Source organism: Enterobacter mori LMG 25706 (genome assembly GCF_000211415.1).
GTDB classification, from domain to species: Bacteria; Pseudomonadota; Gammaproteobacteria; order Enterobacterales; family Enterobacteriaceae; genus Enterobacter; species Enterobacter mori.
On the sequence record NZ_GL890777.1, the window covers coordinates 361 to 19,527 of the forward strand.

General features: G+C 55.3%; 13 protein-coding genes and 1 pseudogene. 11 read left to right on the plus strand and 3 right to left on the minus strand.

Going from position 1 to position 19,167, the window contains the following annotated elements; genetic code table 11:
• On the minus strand, window positions 1–1,351 hold a 1,351-nt coding region (yegD, locus tag ENTMO_RS24185), incomplete at its 3' end, for a molecular chaperone (protein ID WP_010431895.1).
• Window positions 1,352–1,481: 130 nt separating this feature from the next.
• Between yegD and alkA the strand changes: the two genes are divergently transcribed.
• Window positions 1,482–2,354 carry a DNA-3-methyladenine glycosylase 2 gene (alkA, locus tag ENTMO_RS0113735; protein WP_010431896.1) on the plus strand — a complete coding sequence of 291 codons (873 nt, stop codon included), beginning with the start codon at window positions 1,482–1,484 and terminating at the stop codon, window positions 2,352–2,354.
• Here alkA and ENTMO_RS0113740 read toward each other — a convergent pair.
• Window positions 2,319–5,648 (minus strand): diguanylate cyclase, encoded by a 3,330-nt coding sequence (locus ENTMO_RS0113740; protein ID WP_010431897.1) that lies wholly within the window; start codon window positions 5,646–5,648, stop codon window positions 2,319–2,321. The genes alkA and ENTMO_RS0113740 overlap by 36 nt on opposite strands.
• 343 nt (window positions 5,649–5,991) lie before the next feature.
• On the opposite strand from ENTMO_RS0113740, the gene udk reads away from it, so the two are divergent.
• The 3 genes from udk (at window position 5,992) to asmA (ending at window position 9,179) form a co-directional block, all read left to right on the plus strand.
• Window positions 5,992–6,633 carry a uridine kinase gene (gene udk / locus ENTMO_RS0113745; protein WP_010431898.1) on the plus strand — a complete coding sequence of 214 codons (642 nt, stop codon included), beginning with the start codon at window positions 5,992–5,994 and terminating at the stop codon, window positions 6,631–6,633.
• Window positions 6,634–6,724: 91 nt separating this feature from the next.
• Complete coding sequence (gene dcd / locus ENTMO_RS0113750; protein WP_006176323.1) at window positions 6,725–7,306, plus strand: dCTP deaminase; 582 nt, start codon at window positions 6,725–6,727, stop codon at window positions 7,304–7,306.
• A 22-nt stretch (window positions 7,307–7,328) separates the two neighbouring features.
• Window positions 7,329–9,179 carry an outer membrane assembly protein AsmA gene (gene asmA, locus ENTMO_RS0113755; protein WP_029485104.1) on the plus strand — a complete coding sequence of 617 codons (1,851 nt, stop codon included), beginning with the start codon at window positions 7,329–7,331 and terminating at the stop codon, window positions 9,177–9,179.
• 90 nt (window positions 9,180–9,269) lie between these two features.
• On the opposite strand, the gene ENTMO_RS0113760 is transcribed toward asmA, so the two are convergent.
• Window positions 9,270–10,853, minus strand: a complete 1,584-nt coding sequence (locus ENTMO_RS0113760) for a TerC family protein (RefSeq protein WP_010431915.1) — start codon at window positions 10,851–10,853, stop codon at window positions 9,270–9,272.
• Window positions 10,854–11,547: 694 nt separating this feature from the next.
• Between ENTMO_RS0113760 and ENTMO_RS0113765 the strand changes: the two genes are divergently transcribed.
• The 7 genes and pseudogenes from ENTMO_RS0113765 to wcaD all read left to right on the plus strand — a co-directional run bounded on the left by ENTMO_RS0113765 (window position 11,548) and on the right by wcaD (window position 19,147).
• Complete coding sequence (locus ENTMO_RS0113765; RefSeq protein ID WP_010431919.1) at window positions 11,548–12,684, plus strand: polysaccharide export protein; 1,137 nt, start codon at window positions 11,548–11,550, stop codon at window positions 12,682–12,684.
• 6 nt (window positions 12,685–12,690) lie between these two features.
• Window positions 12,691–13,134: a low molecular weight protein-tyrosine-phosphatase Wzb gene (gene wzb / locus ENTMO_RS0113770; RefSeq protein WP_010431923.1), complete on the plus strand. Its 444-nt coding sequence runs from the start codon at window positions 12,691–12,693 to the stop codon at window positions 13,132–13,134.
• A gap of 2 nt (window positions 13,135–13,136) precedes the next feature.
• Window positions 13,137–15,299 carry a tyrosine-protein kinase Wzc gene (gene wzc / locus ENTMO_RS0113775; RefSeq protein WP_010431926.1) on the plus strand — a complete coding sequence of 721 codons (2,163 nt, stop codon included), beginning with the start codon at window positions 13,137–13,139 and terminating at the stop codon, window positions 15,297–15,299.
• A 95-nt stretch (window positions 15,300–15,394) separates the two neighbouring features.
• The gene (gene wcaA / locus ENTMO_RS0113780; protein ID WP_010431930.1) at window positions 15,395–16,237 is read left to right on the plus strand and encodes a colanic acid biosynthesis glycosyltransferase WcaA; all 843 of its coding nucleotides are present in this window, start codon (window positions 15,395–15,397) and stop codon (window positions 16,235–16,237) included.
• Window positions 16,237–16,729: pseudogene (gene wcaB, locus ENTMO_RS24190) on the plus strand (colanic acid biosynthesis acetyltransferase WcaB). The gene wcaA and the pseudogene wcaB overlap by 1 nt, the downstream one beginning before the upstream one ends.
• Window positions 16,726–17,943, plus strand: a complete 1,218-nt coding sequence (wcaC, locus tag ENTMO_RS0113790) for a colanic acid biosynthesis glycosyltransferase WcaC (protein WP_010431931.1) — start codon at window positions 16,726–16,728, stop codon at window positions 17,941–17,943. The pseudogene wcaB and the gene wcaC overlap by 4 nt, the downstream one beginning before the upstream one ends.
• Window positions 17,918–19,147: a colanic acid polymerase WcaD gene (gene wcaD, locus ENTMO_RS0113795; protein ID WP_010431933.1), complete on the plus strand. Its 1,230-nt coding sequence runs from the start codon at window positions 17,918–17,920 to the stop codon at window positions 19,145–19,147. The genes wcaC and wcaD overlap by 26 nt, the downstream gene beginning before the upstream one ends.
• Window positions 19,148–19,167 lie beyond the last annotated feature (20 nt).

Sequence of the window (19,167 nt, forward strand, 5' to 3'; positions counted from 1 at the left end):
ACCTAAACATCACCTGTGCCCAGCGCGCCAGACCGGCGGTAACGGAGCCAAAGTCATCGCCGCCTGCAATCGGAATGCCCGGCAGCTGTTCCGCCAGCGCTTTCTTAATCAGCGGCGACCTTGCGCTACCCCCGGTCAGATAAATCACGTCCGGCTTCCCTTTGCCGTTCTCCAGCGCCAGCTGCACCTGTTCCAGAATGCGCTGAAGCGGCTGAGCAAGTGCGGTTTCCAGCCCGTCCTGCGAAATCGCCGTAGCCAGATCGTCACTGATAAACGGCAGCGAGACCGCATGTTCTGCGCGGTCGGAAAGCGCAATTTTACTATCTTCCGCAGTACGTACCACGCGGTAGCTCAGGCGCTGACGCCACACTTTATACAGCAGCGCGACCTTGTCGGCGTCCTGCGCGTCGCGCACCAGGTCGTTCAGGAAGCGGCCGTTCGCGGTGCTGTAAAAATCACTTTGCGCAGGCACGTCGTTAATGGCAATCGCGTTCCACCACGGCAGGATCGGCAGGGCGATGCCTTTTTCCGTTTGACCGCCCATGCCGAACAGCGGCATCAGGCTCTTGAATGCCAGCGCGATATCCAGATCGTTACCGCCTACGCGGCAGCCGCTGTGCCCCAGCAGGCTGTTTTCACGATCGCGACGGTTATGCCACTCTGGCCCCATCAGCAGCAGCGAGCAGTCCGTGGTACCCCCGCCGATATCCACGACTAATACGCGTTTTTCTTCCGTCAGCGTGGCTTCAAAATCCAGCCCGGCGGCAACGGGCTCGTACTGGAACACCACGTCGCGGAAGCCCGCGCGGTGCGCCGCACGCTCAAGGATCCCCTGCGCCTGCTGGTTGGCCTCGTCGCCGCCCAGCCCCTGGAAGTTAATCGGGCGACCAATCACCGCCTGGGTGATGGCATCCGGCACCTGGGTCTGCGCCTGATGACGGATGTGCAGCATCATAGCGCACACCAGATCTTCAAACATCGCCACCTGCTGCGGCTTCAGGCCGCTGGCACCCAGGAAGGATTTCGGTGATTTGACGAAGTAAACCTCTTCCGGATCTTCAATATAGTGACCGAGCGAGGAGAGGCCGAACTGCACGCTGGACGGCGTAACGTCGATATCTTCTTCACGGTTAAAGCTGACCGCACGGCGCAGCAGCGCCTGGGTTTCCGCTGCGGTAGCGGGAACCTGGTGATGGCGGAACAGCCATTCGCTGACCGCTTCGCGCGTTGGCGCGCAGAGCATTGACGGCAGCAGCGTGCTCTCTTTCTCCATTTTCAGCAGCTGCGGCTGTCCGTTTTGCATAATCGCAACCGAGCAGTTTGCCGTACCGTAGTCGAATCCAATAAACACGATAAATCCCCATGCCAGTGAGAAGGGGCGAGACTTTAACGAAATGTCTTCATGGCGACAACAGGAATATGAAAGCAAGGCGAAACAGGACCTTTCCGTTTATGCTGTGGAGAACCCAAAAGGAGAGATGATGTACACCCTGACCTGGCAACCCCCTTACGACTGGCAGTGGATGTTTAGCTTTCTTGGCGCGCGTGCGGTCACGGGCATTGAAACCGTCACGGGCAACTACTACGAGCGCAGTTTCGCCTGCGATGGCCATCGGGGTGTCTTTCGCGTGACGCCAGATACCGCGGCCCATACGCTGGTCGTGACGCTCAGTCCGGGACTTATCCCGGTTGCGCAGACCTGCCTTGAACGTATAGCACGCCTGTTCGATCTCGCCTGTAATCCACAGCTCATCGCGGATACGCTGGGCGAGCTCGGTGCCGCGCGGCCGGGCTTGCGTTTGCCAGGGGCAATGGATGCCTACGAACAGGGCGTTCGGGCCATTCTTGGACAGCTGGTGAGCGTGGCGATGGCGGCGAAACTGACGTCGCGCGTGGTGGCGCTGTGCGGCGAACCGGTGGCGGATTGTCCGGGCTATCTCTGTTTCCCCACGCCGGACGCGCTGGCGGCAGCGGATCCGATGGCGCTGAAAGCCTTAGGCATGCCGGTAAAGCGGGCGGAGTCGTTGATTCATCTGGCACAGTCGGCGCTCGACGGGACGTTTCCGCTTTCTCCGCCCGCGGATATTGAGGCCGGAATGAAGGCGCTACAGCAGCGGCCGGGAATTGGTCGCTGGACGGCAAACTATCTGGCCCTGCGCGGCTGGCAGGCGAAAGATGTCTTTCTGCCGGATGATTATCTGATTAAGCAACGCTTCGCTGGCATGACGCCCGCGCAAATCCGTCGCTATGCCGAACGCTGGCAGCCGTGGCGCTCCTATGCGCTGTTACACATCTGGTATACCGACGGCTGGTCACCCTTAATTGATAGCGAAGTAACTGGTATTCAGCAGTAGCTCCAGCGGCTGCGCTTCAGCGATGGTATCGCCGTAAATGAAGTCGATACCAATGCCTGAAAGCGTATCCATGACGATCGGCTGATGACAGGGCCCCGCCAGAGTATTCATCCCCAGACGCTGAGCGTGCCCCTGGATAATGGTCACCATCATTTCGTCCATCAAATTGCCGTGAACGTTGTTAACCACGTCGGTATCCAACATCAGATAATCAGCCATGTTGGGGCTCAGGTGGTTAACGTCATTCATATCGCGTCCCACGTGGCTTAACACCACGCGGCAGCCCGAATGGCGGAGTTTTTGCAAATTACGCTGCGCGTTTTCATCCGGGTTGCGCACCACGTCAACCGGGATAACCAGATGCAGCAGACGGCCGGGCAGCGGGCTTTTCTCAAGCAAATCGAGCAGTTCATCCACTAGCGTGACGCTGGCTAATCCGGCTTCCGAGAGCGGCAGGGCAACGCCCATGCCTTTTGCGGCAACGGGTGAGGCAAAGGTACGGAAGAACTCGTTGAAGATCCGCCTCCCGAGGGCGTGCAGCAGTTCAGGCTCCGCCAGACCTGAGCGGAAGGCATGCTCTTCCTGCATTTCCCCCTGGCTGGTCCACAGGCGGAGCGACAGCAGCCAGAAGCTGGCGCTTTCCGGAATGCGCGGGGAGGCGACGCTGCGGGCGATCATCATCAGATGATTGTCTTTGATCATATGCCACTGCTCGTCCAGTGACATCATGCTGCGGTTGCTGTGGATCCGCTCCTGCTGTGGCTCGTAGAGCGTGACCACGCCGCGACCGCTGTTTTTCGAGGCATAGCAGGCGATATCTGCCTGAGACATCACTTCCGCCGCCTGATGGTTACTCTCATCAATCAGCGTGATACCCGCGCTGGCGCCGATCCGGTGCAGCCGTCCTCCCCACGTGAAGTGATAGTTATTGATGGTGTTAATCAGCCGTCCCGCGATATAGCGTGCGCTTTCGAGATTGCAGTCCGGCAGCAGGAGACCAAACTCATCCCCGCCCAGTCGCGCCAGAACATCGCTGGAGCGCAGCATGGTCAGCATGAGGGAGGAGAGTTCCCGCAGAAGGGCGTCGCCCGCGGCATGACCTGCCGTATCGTTAACGGCTTTGAAGCGATCGAGATCGATAAACACCAGCGCATGACGCTGGTGCGTCTCCTGCACCGTTTGCAGCAGGCGTTTGAGATGGTTCTCGAAACTGACGCGGTTTGCGAGCCGGGTTAGCGCATCATGGGAGGCGCTATAGCTCAGCTGGCGCAGCATTTTGCGCGACTCGGTCACGTCCTGAATCACCAGTACGGAGCCAATATTGTGCCCGTCCAGAGTACTTAATGGAGTGATGCTGTAGTGAATGTCGAAGCTCCCGCCGTTGCGGCAGTTGAGCACCACGTCCTGTTCGATATCGGACCGTGACATATCGCCGCTGTGGATGTTCTCCATCAACGGTCCATTTTCGCCAAAGGTAATGTGCAGCACGCGCAGGATCGGTTGCCCGATGGCCTCGGTTTGCGGCCAGCCGCTCATCTTCTCGGCGACCGGGTTCATAAAGGTGACGTTCATGTCGATGTCGGTACAGATCACCGCTTCGCCGATGGAGTCGAGCGTAATATGCAGACGCTCCTTTTCCTGGAACAGCGCTTCGTTAAGCTGCTTCACCTCGGTCATATCCATATTGATGCCGAGCAGGCGTTCCACCTCGCCCTGCTTGTTCAGCACCCGATTGGCCAGCGAACGAATGTGGCGAATGCCGTCCTTCACCCGAATGCGAAATTCCAGCTTAAACGGCAGCCTTGCGATTAATGAATCGCGCAGCACTTTTTCAGCATGCTCCCGGTCTTCTGGCACCATGGCGTCATGCCAGAGCTGCCAGGTCGGTTTGATGTGCGGCGGGATTTCGTAAAGCTCGAACATCCGCTTGTCCCAGCTAATAATATCCGGCTCCAGATCCCACTCCCAGATGCCAATCCCGCCCGCTTCGTTGGCGAGCGTAATGCGCTCCATCAGGCGTTTGTTGACCCACTCGGTTTGTTTCAGGTCGTTAATATCTTCAATCTGGGCGATGAAATAGAGCGGCGTGCCGTCAGCATGACGGACAACGGAGACGGCGAGCAGCGCCCAGACAACCTCGCCGTTACGGGTGTAATAGCGTTTCTCCAGCGTGTAGGTATTAATTTCGCCGCTTACCAGTTGCTCAAGTTGCTCCAGGTCGGTGTTCAAATCCTCAGGCCAGGTCAACTGCTGGAAGGTGAGGGACTGAAGCTCCGTCTGACTATAGCCAAGGAAATTGCATAACGCTTTGTTGGCCTGCAGCCACTGGCCTTCGATCCCCACCAGCGCCATACCGATGGCGGAATACTCCATCGCATTACGAAAACGCTCTTCGCTTTCGGTGATGTGCTTGCGTTCGGCGCGAAACGCGTACATCACCATCGTCATGACGTTGGCGGGCAGCAGCATCATCAGGAAGGGGAGCCAGGGGGCGTTGAACGCAACGATAACATTCTGCGGCGTTATCGACGCCGGATTTCTTGCCATCATCAGGGAGACCATCATGATAGTGGCTAAAAATACCAGGTAGGCTTCCATCCGCGGCAGGCGAACGGCGCTCCACATCAGCAGAACGATGACGCAGGTGAAAGGCCACGGGAGCCAGGTGATCGCCGCCCAACAGAGCACCAGCGTTATCACCGTCGTCACCAGCGTTTCCAGTAGCAGTTTCGGGTTACGGTGACGCAGCAGGTAGTGTGGTTTAAACAGCAGTCCTAGTGGCACCAGCGCCAGCGCGCCAATGGATTCCGACAACACCCAGATGAGGAAATTACGCAGGGGTTCAGTGTTCGGTACCAGTAAATAAACCAGTACCCCGCCCACAAGAGGCGGGATCAACGCACTGCCCACGGCCAGGCGGATCCAGTCGTTCAGGTTCTGCAGCGGGTTGTACCAGGGGAGCAGTTTGCGTAACAGTAACGCTCCAACGCACGCCTCGATAATATTCACAAAGGTATAGACGAGGTTGAGGGATCCCCATGAGAACAGCATCCACGAGGCCAGAATATTGCCGAACGAACAGGCCAACGCAATGCCCGGCCACATTTTCCCGGCGTGGCGATAAAAGGCCACCATCATGATGGACGTCGGGAACCACAGCGGTGCCAGCAGCGTACCAAAGCGGGTCAGCTCGAGTGAAAATAGGGTAAAAATGAAGGTGACCAGGCCCAGGCAGACAAGTCGTAATAAAGGATGTGGGGTGGTAACCAAAACCCGTTGGTATTGTTTATTCATTACCGCTCTATCCAGGGACGCCATGCCGTCAGGAGCGAGGTCCGGGCGCGTGAAAGGATTAATTTCGTTTATGCTAGTACAAACAATTTACAAATCATATGCTGACTGCTCAGATTTTGACATCATAGACTTATTAAATAGTTACTCCGGGAAAAATTCCGGGTGAACGCCGAAAAAGCAGGCATTAAAATTTCACTCAGGGCGTAAAAAGAGACTTTTCAGGCAGTCTCGCATAACCTGCGCTTTCGACTGGTATCACGCCCGCGAAATCCCTATAATTGCCGCGTTTGACGCTCCGGCGTCGTCCTTCCTTAACATCCAGGTTAATCAGGTCGCTAAATTTATGACTGATAAGTCTCATCAGTGCGTCATCATAGGCATCGCCGGCGCATCGGCTTCAGGTAAGAGTCTAATTGCCAGTACGCTTTATCGCGAATTGCGTGAACAAGTCGGTGATGAGCACATCGGCGTCATTCCCGAAGACAGCTATTACAAAGACCAATCCCATCTTTCGATGGAAGAGCGCGTCAAAACCAACTACGACCACCCCAGTGCGATGGATCACAGCTTGTTGTTCCAGCATCTTCAGTCGCTTAAAAACGGTACGGCCATTGAACTGCCGGTCTACAGCTACGTAGAGCACACCCGCACGCAGGAAACGGTTCACATTGAACCGAAAAAAGTCATTATCCTTGAAGGCATCCTGCTGCTGACGGATGCGCGTCTGCGTGAGTCGATGAATTTCTCCATTTTCGTCGATACGCCGCTGGATATCTGTCTGATGCGCCGCATCAAGCGCGACGTTAACGAACGCGGTCGTTCCATGGACTCCGTCATGGCGCAATACCAGAAAACCGTGCGTCCAATGTTCCTGCAATTTATCGAGCCATCTAAGCAATACGCCGATATTATCGTGCCTCGTGGCGGTAAAAACCGTATTGCTATTGATATCTTAAAAGCGAAAATCAGCCAGTTTTTTGAATAAGCCGCGCGAATTGTGTACCGTTCAGAGATAACCTGGTTTTGCCCTGCGACCCTACGGTTGCGGGGCACGATGCACGAAAGGAGAAAGTGCCATGCGTCTTTGTGACCGCGATATAGAAGCCTGGCTGGATGAAGGCCGCCTGTCTATCACCCCGCGTCCGCCGGTAGAGCGCATTAACGGTGTCACCGTTGACGTGCGCCTGGGGAATAAATTCCGCACCTTCAGCGGCCACACGGCGCCGTTTATCGATCTCAGCGGGCCGAAAGATGAAGTCAGCGCCGCGCTCGATCGCGTGATGAGTGACGAAATCGTCCTTGATGAGGGCGAGGCGTTTTATCTGCATCCCGGTGAGCTGGCGCTGGCAGTGACCTTTGAGTCGGTGACGCTGCCTGCCGATCTGGTGGGCTGGCTGGATGGCCGCTCTTCGCTGGCACGCCTGGGCCTGATGGTTCACGTTACCGCTCATCGTATCGATCCCGGCTGGTCTGGCCGCATCGTGCTGGAGTTCTTCAACGCCGGTAAATTGCCTCTGGCGCTGCGCCCGGGCATGATGATTGGCGCGTTGAGCTTTGAGCCGCTGACCGGCCCGGCAGATCGTCCTTACAACCGCCGTCAGGACGCGAAATATCGCGACCAGCAGGGTGCGGTTGCCAGTCGTATTGATAAAGACTGATTGTTCGTTCACTGAGGATGCCATGAGAAGAGTTCTGACAACGCTGATGATTTTGCTGGTGGTACTGGTGGCTGGCCTTTCTGCGTTGGTGCTGCTGGTTAACCCCAATGATTTCCGTGCTTATATGGTGCGGCAGGTCGAAGCACGCAGCGGGCATGAACTGAAGCTGGACGGGCCGCTGCGCTGGCACGTCTGGCCGCAACTCAGCATTCTCTCGGGTCGTATGTCGTTAACCGCGCCAGGGGCGTCTCAGCCGCTGGTGTCGGCAGACAATATGCGCCTTGATGTGGCTTTGATCCCGCTCTTCTCGCATCAGCTTCAGGTTGACCAGGTGATGCTGAAAGGGGCGGTGATCCAGCTGACTCCCCAAACTGAGGCTGTGCGTAACGCGGATGCCCCCGTCGCGCCACGGGAAAATACCTTGCCGGATGAGCCGTCTGATACCGGCTGGTCGTTCGATATAGGTAACCTGAAAGTGGCCGACAGCGTGCTGGTCTTCCAGCATGAAGGTGACGAGCAGGTCACCGTGCGCAACATCAACCTCAAGATGGAGCAGGACGCCAACCATATCGCCACCGTGGAGTTCTCCGGGCGGGTCAACCGCGATCAGCGCGATTTGAACCTCTCCATGAACGCTAACGTGAACGCGTCGGACTATCCCCATCGTCTGACGGCGGATGTCCAGCAGCTTAACTGGCAGCTGACGGGTGCAGACCTGCCGACAGCAGGGATTACCGGTCAGGGTACGCTGCAGGCCGTCTGGCATGAAGAAAACAAGCAGCTGGAGCTAAACGCGCTCAACCTGCAGGCCAACGACAGTACCCTGAAAGGGCAGGCGAGCGTCTCGCTTGCTGAAAAACCGAAATGGGTTTTTGACCTGCAGTTCGACAAGCTGAACCTGGAAAACCTGCTGCCACCGCAGCCGAACGCTGCGGCTGACGGCAATGTCGCGCAGACAGGGCAAAGCCAGGCCGCGAAACCGCGTCCGGTGATCTCCTCAAATCTCGATCAGCCCAATTACAACGGTCTGCGCGGATTTACCGCCGACATACTGCTGAAAGCCAACAGCGTACGCTGGCGCGGTATTGATTTCACTGACGTCAGTAGCCAGATGTTCAACCATAATGGCCTGCTGGTGATCTCTGAACTCAGCGGCAAGATGGGCGCGGGGAACATGTCGCTGCCGGGCACGCTGGACGTGCGCAAAGACGTGGCCAGCGCCGAATTCCAGCCACGCCTTGAAAACATTGAGATCGGGGCGATCCTCAAAGCCTTCAATTATCCGATTGACCTCACGGGGCAGCTGACGCTGGCGGGGGATTTCTCCGGCACGAAGATTGACGCGGAGGCATTTCGCCGCGACTGGCAGGGTCAGGCGCACGTTGAGCTGAAAGACACCCGCATGGAAGGCCTCAACTTCCAGCAACTGGTGCAACAGGCGGTAGAACGCAGCAGCAATGTCAAAGCGCAAGAAAACTACGATAGCGCAACGCGTCTCGATAACTTTACCAGTGAGCTGACTCTGGATAACGGAAAGCTGTCCCTGGACGAGATGCAGGGAACATCTTCTCTGCTTTCGTTGACGGGGGAGGGCAAGCTGGATTTAGTGAAAGAGACGGCGGATACGCGGTTTAACGTTCGTGTGCTTTCCGGATGGGAAGGCGAAGGCGAGCTTATCGATTTCCTGAAAGAGACGCCGATCCCGCTGAACGTTTACGGTAAATGGCAGGCGCTGAATTACAGCCTGCAGGTCGATCAGATCTTGCGTAAGCATCTGCAGGACGAAGCAAAACGTCGGCTGAATAGCTGGGCGGACCGCAATAAAGATTCCCAAACCGGCAAGGACGTGAAGAAGCTGTTAGATAAGCTTTGATGTCAGTGGTGCCGGGTGGCGGCTACGCCTTACCCGGCCTACAAAAGCCAGACACCGTAGGCCGGGTAAGCGAAGCGCCACCCGGCTTTTTTACACCTCAAAATCCATTTCTTCCTCATCCCGCAGTGGAATGAGCTGCACTTTCTGCACGCGATGGTTTTCAATTTGCAGCGTTTTCAGCAGATAGTCGCCTACCTGAACCTCTTCCCCCGGCTGCGGGATACGCTGTAAATACTCCATCAGCAGACCCGCAATGGTGTGATACTCACGCTTCTCATCCAGCGGCAACGGCACAAACTGCACCAGGTCTTCCAGCGGCATATGACCGTTGGCCGTCCACGTACCGTCTGCATTTTTCTGAATGTCATGGCGCGCATCGATTTCATCCACCTCATTTGGCAGATTACCGGCGATGGTTTCCATAACGTCGCTGAGCGTCACCAGCCCTTCCACAGAACCAAACTCATCAACGACAAACGCGAAGTGGGTCCGCGCGTTACGGAACTGCTCAAGCGCAGAGAGCAACGGCAGTCCTTCCGGGAACACCAGCGGCTGGCGTACCAGCACGCGCAGATTAAGCGGCTCGCCGTGGAGCTGCTGCTGCAGCAGGTCAATGACGTGCACCACGCCCAGCAGCTCTTCTTCCTCTTCACCGCCCGTCACCACGACCCGGGTGTGCTGGCTTTTATCCAGCAAGGCGCGGATTTGCTCTTCCGGCGCCGTCAAATCGATATGCTCGATATCGTGACGCGAGGTCATGATGCTGCTGACGGAGCGCTGGTTCAGGTTGAGCACCCGCTCAATCATCCGTCGTTCCTGCGGATCGAAGATCTGCCCGTCGCTGTGATCGGCCAGCATCGCAGAGGATTCGGCATCCAGCTCGGCATCCTCTTTTCGCCCACTCAGCAGGCGCATTACCGTATCGGCGGTGCGCTGGCGCAGCGTCTGATTTGCAGAGAGAAAGCGGCGACGGTTAAAGATTGCCAGCTGATTTAACGATTCGATCATGACCGAGAAGCCAATCGCCGCGTACAGATAGCCTTTAGGAATGTGGAAACCAAATCCGTCGGCGACCAGGCTGAAACCAATCATCAGCAGGAAGCTCAGACACAGGATCACGATGGTCGGGTGGCTGTTCACAAACCGCGTGAGCGCTTTACTTGCCATTACCATCAGCGTGATGGCGATGATCACGGCGGCCATCATCACCGCGAGGTGATCGACCATGCCCACAGCGGTGATGACGGAGTCCAGGGAGAAAACTGCGTCGAGCACCACAATCTGTGCCACCACCGGCCAGAATTTCGCCCCGCGCCGCTGCGTGGGGCTATCGCTGTCTTTGCCTTCAAGCCGCTCATTGAGCTCAACCGTGGCTTTGAAAAGAAGGAACAACCCGCCAAAGAGCATGATCAGGTCACGCGCGCTGAAGCTCAGGCCGTAGAGCGTAAACAGCGGTGTGGTGAGGGTAACCAGCCAGGAGATTGAGGCCAGCAGCAGCAGACGCATCACCATCGCCAGCAGCAAACCCGTAACGCGCGCACGGTCGCGCTGCGCAGGGGGCAGCTTTTCGGCGAGGATGGCGATAAAGACCAGATTATCAATACCGAGCACTAATTCGATGACGACCAGCGTTACCAGCCCGGCCCAGATTGATGGATCGGCAATCCATTCCATAGTAATAGCAATACCTTCAGTTACATGAGCAATGTCACACTTCGATCATGGATAAAGCTGACCGAAATTGCAATGCCAGGCTGAGATTTCTCTTAATAGAAGAGGGGATAAAACGAATGAAAAAATGAGACGTGTAAATAAGGTAATGGAGAAGATTTAATTACACTGGGTCACATTTAGGATATATCGCAATAAATGGTTTTAATGCATATTTTGTCAATATAAAGAAAATCCTAAAACCTCAAAACTTTGCTCTTAATATTAATCTTAAAAACAGATATTAGGAGGGTTGTCTCCTTGCCTGCTATTAGGTTAGCTGCAACAATTCTCCCAGCATCAAATGTTAAATTTCTTTGTTGCTATTTTTGTTTCGTTCTTATGGTGTGGCAATTCATTGCCAACGGGCTATTTAACGTGGCTGAAATATTTCCATAAGACCTTGTTTAAGAGGGTGTCTATCCATAACACATTGTTTAGTCAGTGGATTGGTAACTGAAAGCCAAGGGCGGTAGCGTGCCTGAAAGCGTGTGAATCAGCCTCGATTATTCTGTCAATAGCCAATGGATGAATAAGCTTTTTTTAGGACTGATGCCAGTTATATTTCTAATTGCTTAACTGCATTCTGAATGCCAAAACGACCCGCGCTTATTTAAATTGCACAGGATAATTACTCTGCCAAAGTGATAAATAATCAATGATGAAATCCAAAATGAAATTGATGCCATTATTGGTGTCTGTGACCTTGATGAGTGGTTGCACGGTCTTTCCCGGCAGCAATATGTCAACTATGGGCAAGGATGTGATCAAACAGCAGGACGCCGATTTTGACCTCGACAAAATGGTGAATGTTTATCCATTGACCCCACGTCTGGTGGAACAATTACGTCCGCGTCCCAATGTTGCCCAGCCGAATATGTCGCTGGACCAGGAAATTGCCTCTTACCAGTACCGCGTAGGACCGGGTGACGTAATCAACGTGACCGTATGGGACCACCCGGAACTGACGACCCCAGCGGGCCAGTACCGCAGCTCAAGCGACACCGGTAACTGGGTTCAGTCTGATGGCACGATGTTCTATCCGTACATAGGCAAAGTGCATGTGGTTGGCAAGACGCTGGCCGAGATCCGTAGTGATATTACCGGCCGCTTAGCGCAGTACATCGCTGACCCGCAGGTGGACGTTAATATCGCCGCCTTCCGCTCGCAGAAAGCCTATATCTCCGGCCAGGTGAACAAATCCGGCCAGCAGGCCATCACTAACGTCCCGCTGACGGTTCTGGATGCCATCAACGCCGCAGGCGGCTTAACCGACGGCGCCGACTGGCGCCACGTTGTCCTGACCCATGAAGGCAAAGAGCAGCGCATTTCACTGCAGGCGCTGATGCAACATGCCGACCTGACGCAGAACCGATTGCTCTATCCGGGTGACATTCTGTATGTGCCACGCAACGACGATCTGAAAGTGTTCGTGATGGGTGAAGTGAAGAAACAGAGCACCCTCAAGATGGACTTCAGCGGTATGACCTTGACCGAAGCGCTGGGCAACGCGGAAGGTATCGACCTGACCTCGTCGAACGCCAGCGGTATCTTCGTTATCCGTCCGCTGAAAGGCGAGGGCACGAAAGGCAAGATTGCCAACATCTACCAGCTGGATATGTCTGACGCGACGTCGCTGGTGATGGCAACGGAGTTCCGCCTCCAGCCATACGATGTGGTCTACGTTACCACCGCGCCGGTTGCTCGCTGGAACCGCCTGATCAACCAGTTGCTGCCAACCATCAGTGGCGTTCGCTACATGACGGATACGGCGCGCGACATTCCCACCTGGTAATCCGCGATGTTTAACAAAATTCTGGTGGTATGCGTGGGGAACATTTGCCGTTCCCCCACGGCTGAGCGGCTGCTGAAGCAGTACGAGCCAGCGTTAACGGTGGAGTCAGCAGGGCTTGGCGCGCTGGTTGGCAAAGGGGCCGACGAGCGTGCGACGAGCGTTGCGCAGGCTCATAACCTCTCCCTTGACGGGCATGTTGCCCGTCAGGTCTCAGGCCGGATGTGCCGGGAATATGACCTGATCCTCACGATGGAAAGACGCCACATTCACGCGCTGTGCGAGATCGCACCGGAGATGCGCGGCAAGGTGATGCTGTTTGGTCACTGGGATGGCGAGCGTGAAATCCCCGATCCGTATCGCAAGAGCCGTGAGGCATTTGAGGCGGTATATACCTTACTTGACCAGTCTGCCCGTCAGTGGGCGCAGGCACTGAAAGCTCAGCAGGGATAACAATGACAGAAAAAACAAAACCTTCTGCCGCCCCGACTTCGGGCAGTGATGAAATCGATATTGGTCGCCTGGTCGGCACCGTTGTTGAAGCGAAGTGGTGGGTGATAGGGATCACCGCCGTGTTTGCCGTGGCGGCGATCGTTTATACGCTGTTCGCGACGCCTATCTATAGCGCTGACGCGCTGGTGCAAATTGAACAGAACACCGGTAACTCGCTGGTACAGGATATCGGCTCTGCGCTGGCGAACAAACCGCCCGCGTCTGACGCTGAAATTCAGCTGATCCAGTCGCGTCTGGTACTGGGCAAAACGGTGCACGACCTCGGGCTTGATATCTCCGTCACCAAAAACACCTTCCCGATATTCGGGGCGGGCTGGGATCGCCTGATGGGGCGCAGCAATGACACTGTCAAAGTGACGGACTTCGTGCTGCCAAAAGGGGCGGGCGATCAGACCTTTACCCTGACGGTGCTGGGTCCGAAGCAGTACCAGCTGACCAGCGATGCGGGCCTTAGCGCGCGCGGTGAAGTGGGACAGATGTTGACCAAAGACGGCGTCAGCATGATGGTGAGTGCAATCCACGCGCAGGAAGGCGGTGAGTTTACCGTCACCAAATTCTCCACGCTGGGGATGATCAATAACCTGCAAAACAACCTCACCGTCACCGAAAATGGGAAGGACACCGGCGTCCTGAGCATGACCTTCACCGGTGAAGATAAGGACAAAATCCGCGATCTCCTGAACAGCATTACCCGCAACTACCTTGAGCAGAACGTCGAGCGTAAATCTGCGGAAGCCGCAAAAAGCCTGGCCTTCCTCGCCAAACAGCTGCCGGAAGTGCGCTCCCGTCTGGATGCCGCAGAGAACAAGCTGAATGCCTATCGTCAGGACAAAGACTCCGTTGACCTGCCGCTGGAAGCGAAATCCGTTCTTGATTCGATGGTGAACATTGATGCGCAGCTCAATGAACTGACTTTCAAAGAGGCGGAAATCTCCAAGCTCTACACCAAACGCCACCCGGCCTACCGCACGCTGCTGGAAAAACGCCAGACGCTGGAAGAAGAGAAGGCCAAGCTGAACAACCGCGTGACCGCCATGCCGAAGACGCAGCAGGAAATTGTGCGTCTGACCCGCGATGTGGAATCCGGTCAGCAGGTCTATCTGCAATTGCTGAACAAACAGCAGGAGCTGAAGATCACCGAAGCCAGTACGGTGGGTGATGTGCGTATCGTCGACCCTGCCATCACCCAGCCCGGTGTGCTGAAGCCGAAGAAAGCGCTGATTATTCTCGGCAGCATTATTCTCGGTCTGATGCTCTCCATCGTGGGTGTGCTGCTGCGCTCGCTGTTCAACCGCGGTATCGAAAGTCCGCAGGTGCTGGAAGAGCACGGCATCAACGTGTACGCCAGCATCCCGCTTTCCGAATGGCAAAAGTCGCGTGACAGCGTCAAAACCATCAAAGGGGTTAAGCGTTACAAACAGAGCCAGCTGCTGGCCGTGGGTAACCCGACTGACCTGGCGATTGAAGCAGTGCGCAGCCTGCGTACCAGCCTTCACTTCGCCATGATGCAGGCGAAAAACAACGTCCTGATGATGACCGGCGTTAGCCCGTCAATCGGTAAAACCTTCGTCTGTGCCAACCTGGCGGCGGTGGTAAGCCAGACCAACAAGCGCGTGCTGCTGATCGACTGCGATATGCGTAAGGGCTACACCCATGAGCTGCTGGGCACCAACAACGTTAACGGCCTGTCGGAAATTCTGCTCGGCAAAGGGGAGATTAGCGAGAGCGCGAAGCCAACCTCTATCCCGAAATTTGACCTGATCCCGCGTGGTCCGGTGCCGCCGAACCCGTCCGAGCTGCTGATGACCGAACGCTTCACCGAGCTGGTGGAGTGGGCGAGTAAGCATTACGACCTGGTGCTGATCGATACCCCACCAATTCTGGCCGTGACCGATGCCGCCGTGGTGGGCCGTCATGCAGGCACCACGCTGATGGTGGCGCGCTACGCGGTGAACACGCTGAAGGAAGTCGAGACCAGCCTGAGCCGCTTCGAGCAGAACGGCATTGAGGTGAAAGGGGTGATCCTGAACTCCATCTTCCGCCGCGCGACCGGATACCAGGATTACGGGTATTACGAGTACGAATATAAATCTGACAGTAAATAAAAATCCCCCTCACCCTAACCCTCTCCTCTGAGGGAGCGCAGCTTTTCTCCCTCTCCCTCCGGGAGAGGGGCGGGGTGAGGGATAAGGGGAAGACCATGACCACACAACGCCCTTTAGTTTCAATCTATATGCCGACATGGAATCGTCAGCAGCTGGCGATCCGCGCAATCAAATCCGTCCTGCGACAGGATTACGATAACTGGGAGCTGATCATCGTCGATGACTGCTCTTCCTCGTATGAACAGCTGCAAAAGTTTGTGACTGACCTCAACGACCCGCGGGTGGTCTATACGCATAACGCCATTAACTCCGGCGCTTGTGCGGTGCGTAATCAGGCGATTATGCAGGCGAAAGGGCAGTATCTGACCGGGATTGACGACGATGACGAATGGACGCCAAACCGTCTGTCCATCTTCCTCTCTCACAAAGCGCAGCTGGGGACGCACGCGTTCCTGTATGCCAACGACTACGTTTGCCAGGGGGAAGTGTACTCGCAGCCGGCCAGCCTGCCGCTGTACCCGAAATCACCATACTCCCGCCGCCTGTTCTACAAGCGCAACATTATCGGTAATCAGGTCTTCACCTGGGCATGGCGCTTCAAAGAGTGCCTGTTCGATACCGAACTGAAGGCCGCGCAGGATTACGACATCTTCCTGCGGATGGTGGTGGAGTACGGCGAGCCGTGGAAGGTGGAAGAGGCCACGCAGATCCTGCACATCAACCATGGGGAGATGCAAATCACCTCGTCACCGAAGAAATTCTCGGGCTACTTCCACTTCTACCGCAAGCACAAGAACAAGTTTGACCGTGCCAGCCGGAAGTATCAGCTCTTTACCCTGTATCAGATCCGCAACAAGCGCATGAACTGGCGCACGCTGCTGACGCTGCTTTCCGTGCGTAACGGCAAGCGTCTGCCCGACGGGCTTCGGGGGAAATAATGTTTCTGGAAGATTGCCGCGCTAACAGCTGGAGCCTGCGCCCGTGCTGCATGGTTCTGGCGTACCGCATCGCGCACTTTTGCTCGGTGTGGCGTAAGAAAAACGTGTTAAACAATATCTGGGCGGCACCCGTGCTGGTGCTGTATCGCATCATTACTGAATGCTTTTTTGGGCTATGAAATTCAGGCGGCTGCCACCATTGGCCGACGCTTCACCATCCACCATGGGTATGCCGTGGTGATCAATAAGTTCGTCGTGGCGGGGGATGATTTCACTATTCGCCCCGCGGTCACCATCGGCAACCGTGGGCCAGAAAGCCTGGCCTGTCCGGTGATTGGCAATAACGTCGAACTGGGCGCCAACGTGGTGATCATCGGTGACATCACGATCGGCAACAACGTCACGATTGGCGCAGGTAGCGTGGTGCTGGACAGCATTCCGGATAACGCGCTGGTGGTGGGAGAGAAAGCCCGCGTGAAGGTGATTAAATGAACATTCTGCAATTTAACGTACGCCTCGCAGAAGGCGGAGCGGCAGGCGTGGCGCTGGATCTGCACCAGCGCGCGCTGCAAAAAGGATTACAGTCGCGTTTTGTTTCCGGCTACGGTAAAGGCGGCAAGAAAAGCGTTAGCCATGATAACTATCCTCAGGTGCTGAAGCAGACCCCGCGTCTGACCTCCATTGCCAACATTGCGCTGTTCCGCCTGTTTAACCGCGATCTGTTTGGCAACCTTAACAACCTTTACCGCACCGTGACGCGCACGACCGGTCCGGTTGTGCTGCATTTTCACGTTTTGCACAGCTACTGGCTGAATCTGGAAGAGGTGGTGGCGTTTTGTGAGAAGGTGAAAGCACACAAGCCGGACACCCGATTCGTCTGGACGCTGCACGATCACTGGAGCGTGACCGGACGCTGCGCCTTTACCGACGGCTGCGAAGGCTGGAAAGATAACTGCCAGAAATGCCCGACGCTGAGCAATTACCCGCCGGTGAAGGTGGATCGCGCGCATCAGCTTGTTGAGGGCAAGCGTCAGTTGTTCCGCGACATGCTTTCGCTCGGCTGCACCTTTATTTCACCAAGCCAGCACGTGGCGGATGCCTTCAACAGCCTGTACGGGGCAGGGCGCTGCAAGATCATCAACAACGGCATCGACGTGGCAACGGAAGAGATCCTGGCGGAACTGACGCCCGTAGCCGAAACGCCAGGCAAACCGAAAATTGCCATTGTTGCGCATGACCTGCGCTATGACGGCAAAACCAACCAGCAGCTGGTGCGCGACATCATGGCGCTCGGCGACAAGGTTGAACTGCACACCTTCGGCAAGTTTTCCCCGTTTGAAGGGGCGAACGTGGTGAACCACGGATTTGAAACCGACAAGCGCAAGCTGATGAGCGCCCTGAACGGTATGGATGCGCTGGTGTTCAGCTCCCGCGTGGACAACTATCCGCTGATCCTCTGCGAAGCGCTCTCTATTGGCGTGCCTGTCATTGCCACCCACAGCGACGCCGCGCGCGAAGTGCTGGAGAAATCCGGCGGAAAAACCTTCGCGGAGCAGGAGGTGCTGCCGCTGGTGCAAATGCCGAAGGCCGCGATTGCGCAGGCCGTTTTTGGCACTGACCTGGAATCGTTCCGCAACCGCAGCCGCAAGGCCTACAGTGGACAACAGATGCTGGAGGAGTATGTCTCGTTCTATCAGAATCTGTAGTTATCTGCTGCTGCCGCTGATCTACCTGCTGGTCAACGTCAAGATTGCCCAGCTGGGAGAGAGCTTCCCGATTACCATCGTCACCTTCTTGCCCGTTCTGCTTTTACTCTACGTTGAGAAAATCAGTCTCAAGAAGCTGATGATAGCGTTAGGGCTCGGGGTGGGTCTGACCGGGTTTAACTACATCTTTGGTCAGTCGCTGGATGCCAGCAAATACGTCACCTCAACCATGCTGTTTGTTTATATCGTTATCATTATTGGCATGGTGTGGCGTATTCGCTTTAAAACTATTTCCCCGCACAATTATAAGAAAATCCTTAGGTTCTTTTATATTGTCGTTGGGGTCATTGTTATGCTTGCCGCGATGGAAATGGCGCAAATTATTTTGACCGGCGGCAGCAGCCTGATGGAGATAATTTCGAAATATCTCATATACAGTAACAGCTATGTACTGAACTTCATTAAGTTTGGTGGTAAGCGTACTACTGCGCTCTATTTTGAACCGGCGTTTTTCGCTCTGGCGTTAATCTCAATTTGGCTCAGCATCAAACAGTTTGGTATCAAAACCCCCAAAACCGATGCTATGATTCTTGCAGGAATTGTTCTGTCTGGATCGTTCTCAGGGGTAATGACATTTATCCTGTTTTACCTCCTGGAGTGGGCATTCCAGTACCTGAACAAAGATGCGATTAAGAAAAAACTGCCGCTGGCGATTATCTCCCTGACGGTATTTATGGTTGGCGTGATATTTGCCTTCCCGTACATCTCAGAACGTCTGGGAGATTTGGGAACGGAAGGGTCTTCGTCCTATTATCGCATCATCGGGCCACTGGTGATGGTGGGTTATTCCTTAACCCATATAGATGGGGTAGTAAGATTCGGCTCACTTTACGAATATGTTGCATCATTCGGAATCTTTAACGGTGCGGATGTCGGTAAAACCATAGACAATGGCCTGTATCTGTTAATTATTTATTTTTCGTGGTTCGCCGTACTGTTGACGATCTGGTATCTGTTTAAAGTTTTTAAAATGATGATTAACGCGTTTGGTGATAACCAAAACTTTCGCGTACAGCTTTATCTTTTTACGCCAGTGTCGTTGTTCTTTACGGGGTCAATATTTAGCCCGGAATATGCTTTTTTGATTGTCTGTCCGTTTATTTTGCGCAAAGCGCTCAATATTACGCGCGTAAGCCCTAAATAATTCGAGTTGCATGAAGGCGG

Coding starts and splice junctions, on each gene's coding strand:
- wcaA (WP_010431930.1), top strand. CDS start 15,395: ATGACCACACAACGCCCTTTAGTTTCAATCTATATGCCGACATGGAAT.
- alkA (WP_010431896.1), top strand. CDS start 1,482: ATGTACACCCTGACCTGGCAACCCCCTTACGACTGGCAGTGGATGTTT.
- udk (WP_010431898.1), top strand. CDS start 5,992: ATGACTGATAAGTCTCATCAGTGCGTCATCATAGGCATCGCCGGCGCA.
- wzc (WP_010431926.1), top strand. CDS start 13,137: ATGACAGAAAAAACAAAACCTTCTGCCGCCCCGACTTCGGGCAGTGAT.
- wzb (WP_010431923.1), top strand. CDS start 12,691: ATGTTTAACAAAATTCTGGTGGTATGCGTGGGGAACATTTGCCGTTCC.
- asmA (WP_029485104.1), top strand. CDS start 7,329: ATGAGAAGAGTTCTGACAACGCTGATGATTTTGCTGGTGGTACTGGTG.
- ENTMO_RS0113740 (WP_010431897.1), bottom strand. CDS start 5,648: ATGAATAAACAATACCAACGGGTTTTGGTTACCACCCCACATCCTTTA.
- ENTMO_RS0113760 (WP_010431915.1), bottom strand. CDS start 10,853: ATGGAATGGATTGCCGATCCATCAATCTGGGCCGGGCTGGTAACGCTG.
- dcd (WP_006176323.1), top strand. CDS start 6,725: ATGCGTCTTTGTGACCGCGATATAGAAGCCTGGCTGGATGAAGGCCGC.
- wcaD (WP_010431933.1), top strand. CDS start 17,918: ATGTCTCGTTCTATCAGAATCTGTAGTTATCTGCTGCTGCCGCTGATC.
- ENTMO_RS0113765 (WP_010431919.1), top strand. CDS start 11,548: ATGATGAAATCCAAAATGAAATTGATGCCATTATTGGTGTCTGTGACC.
- wcaC (WP_010431931.1), top strand. CDS start 16,726: ATGAACATTCTGCAATTTAACGTACGCCTCGCAGAAGGCGGAGCGGCA.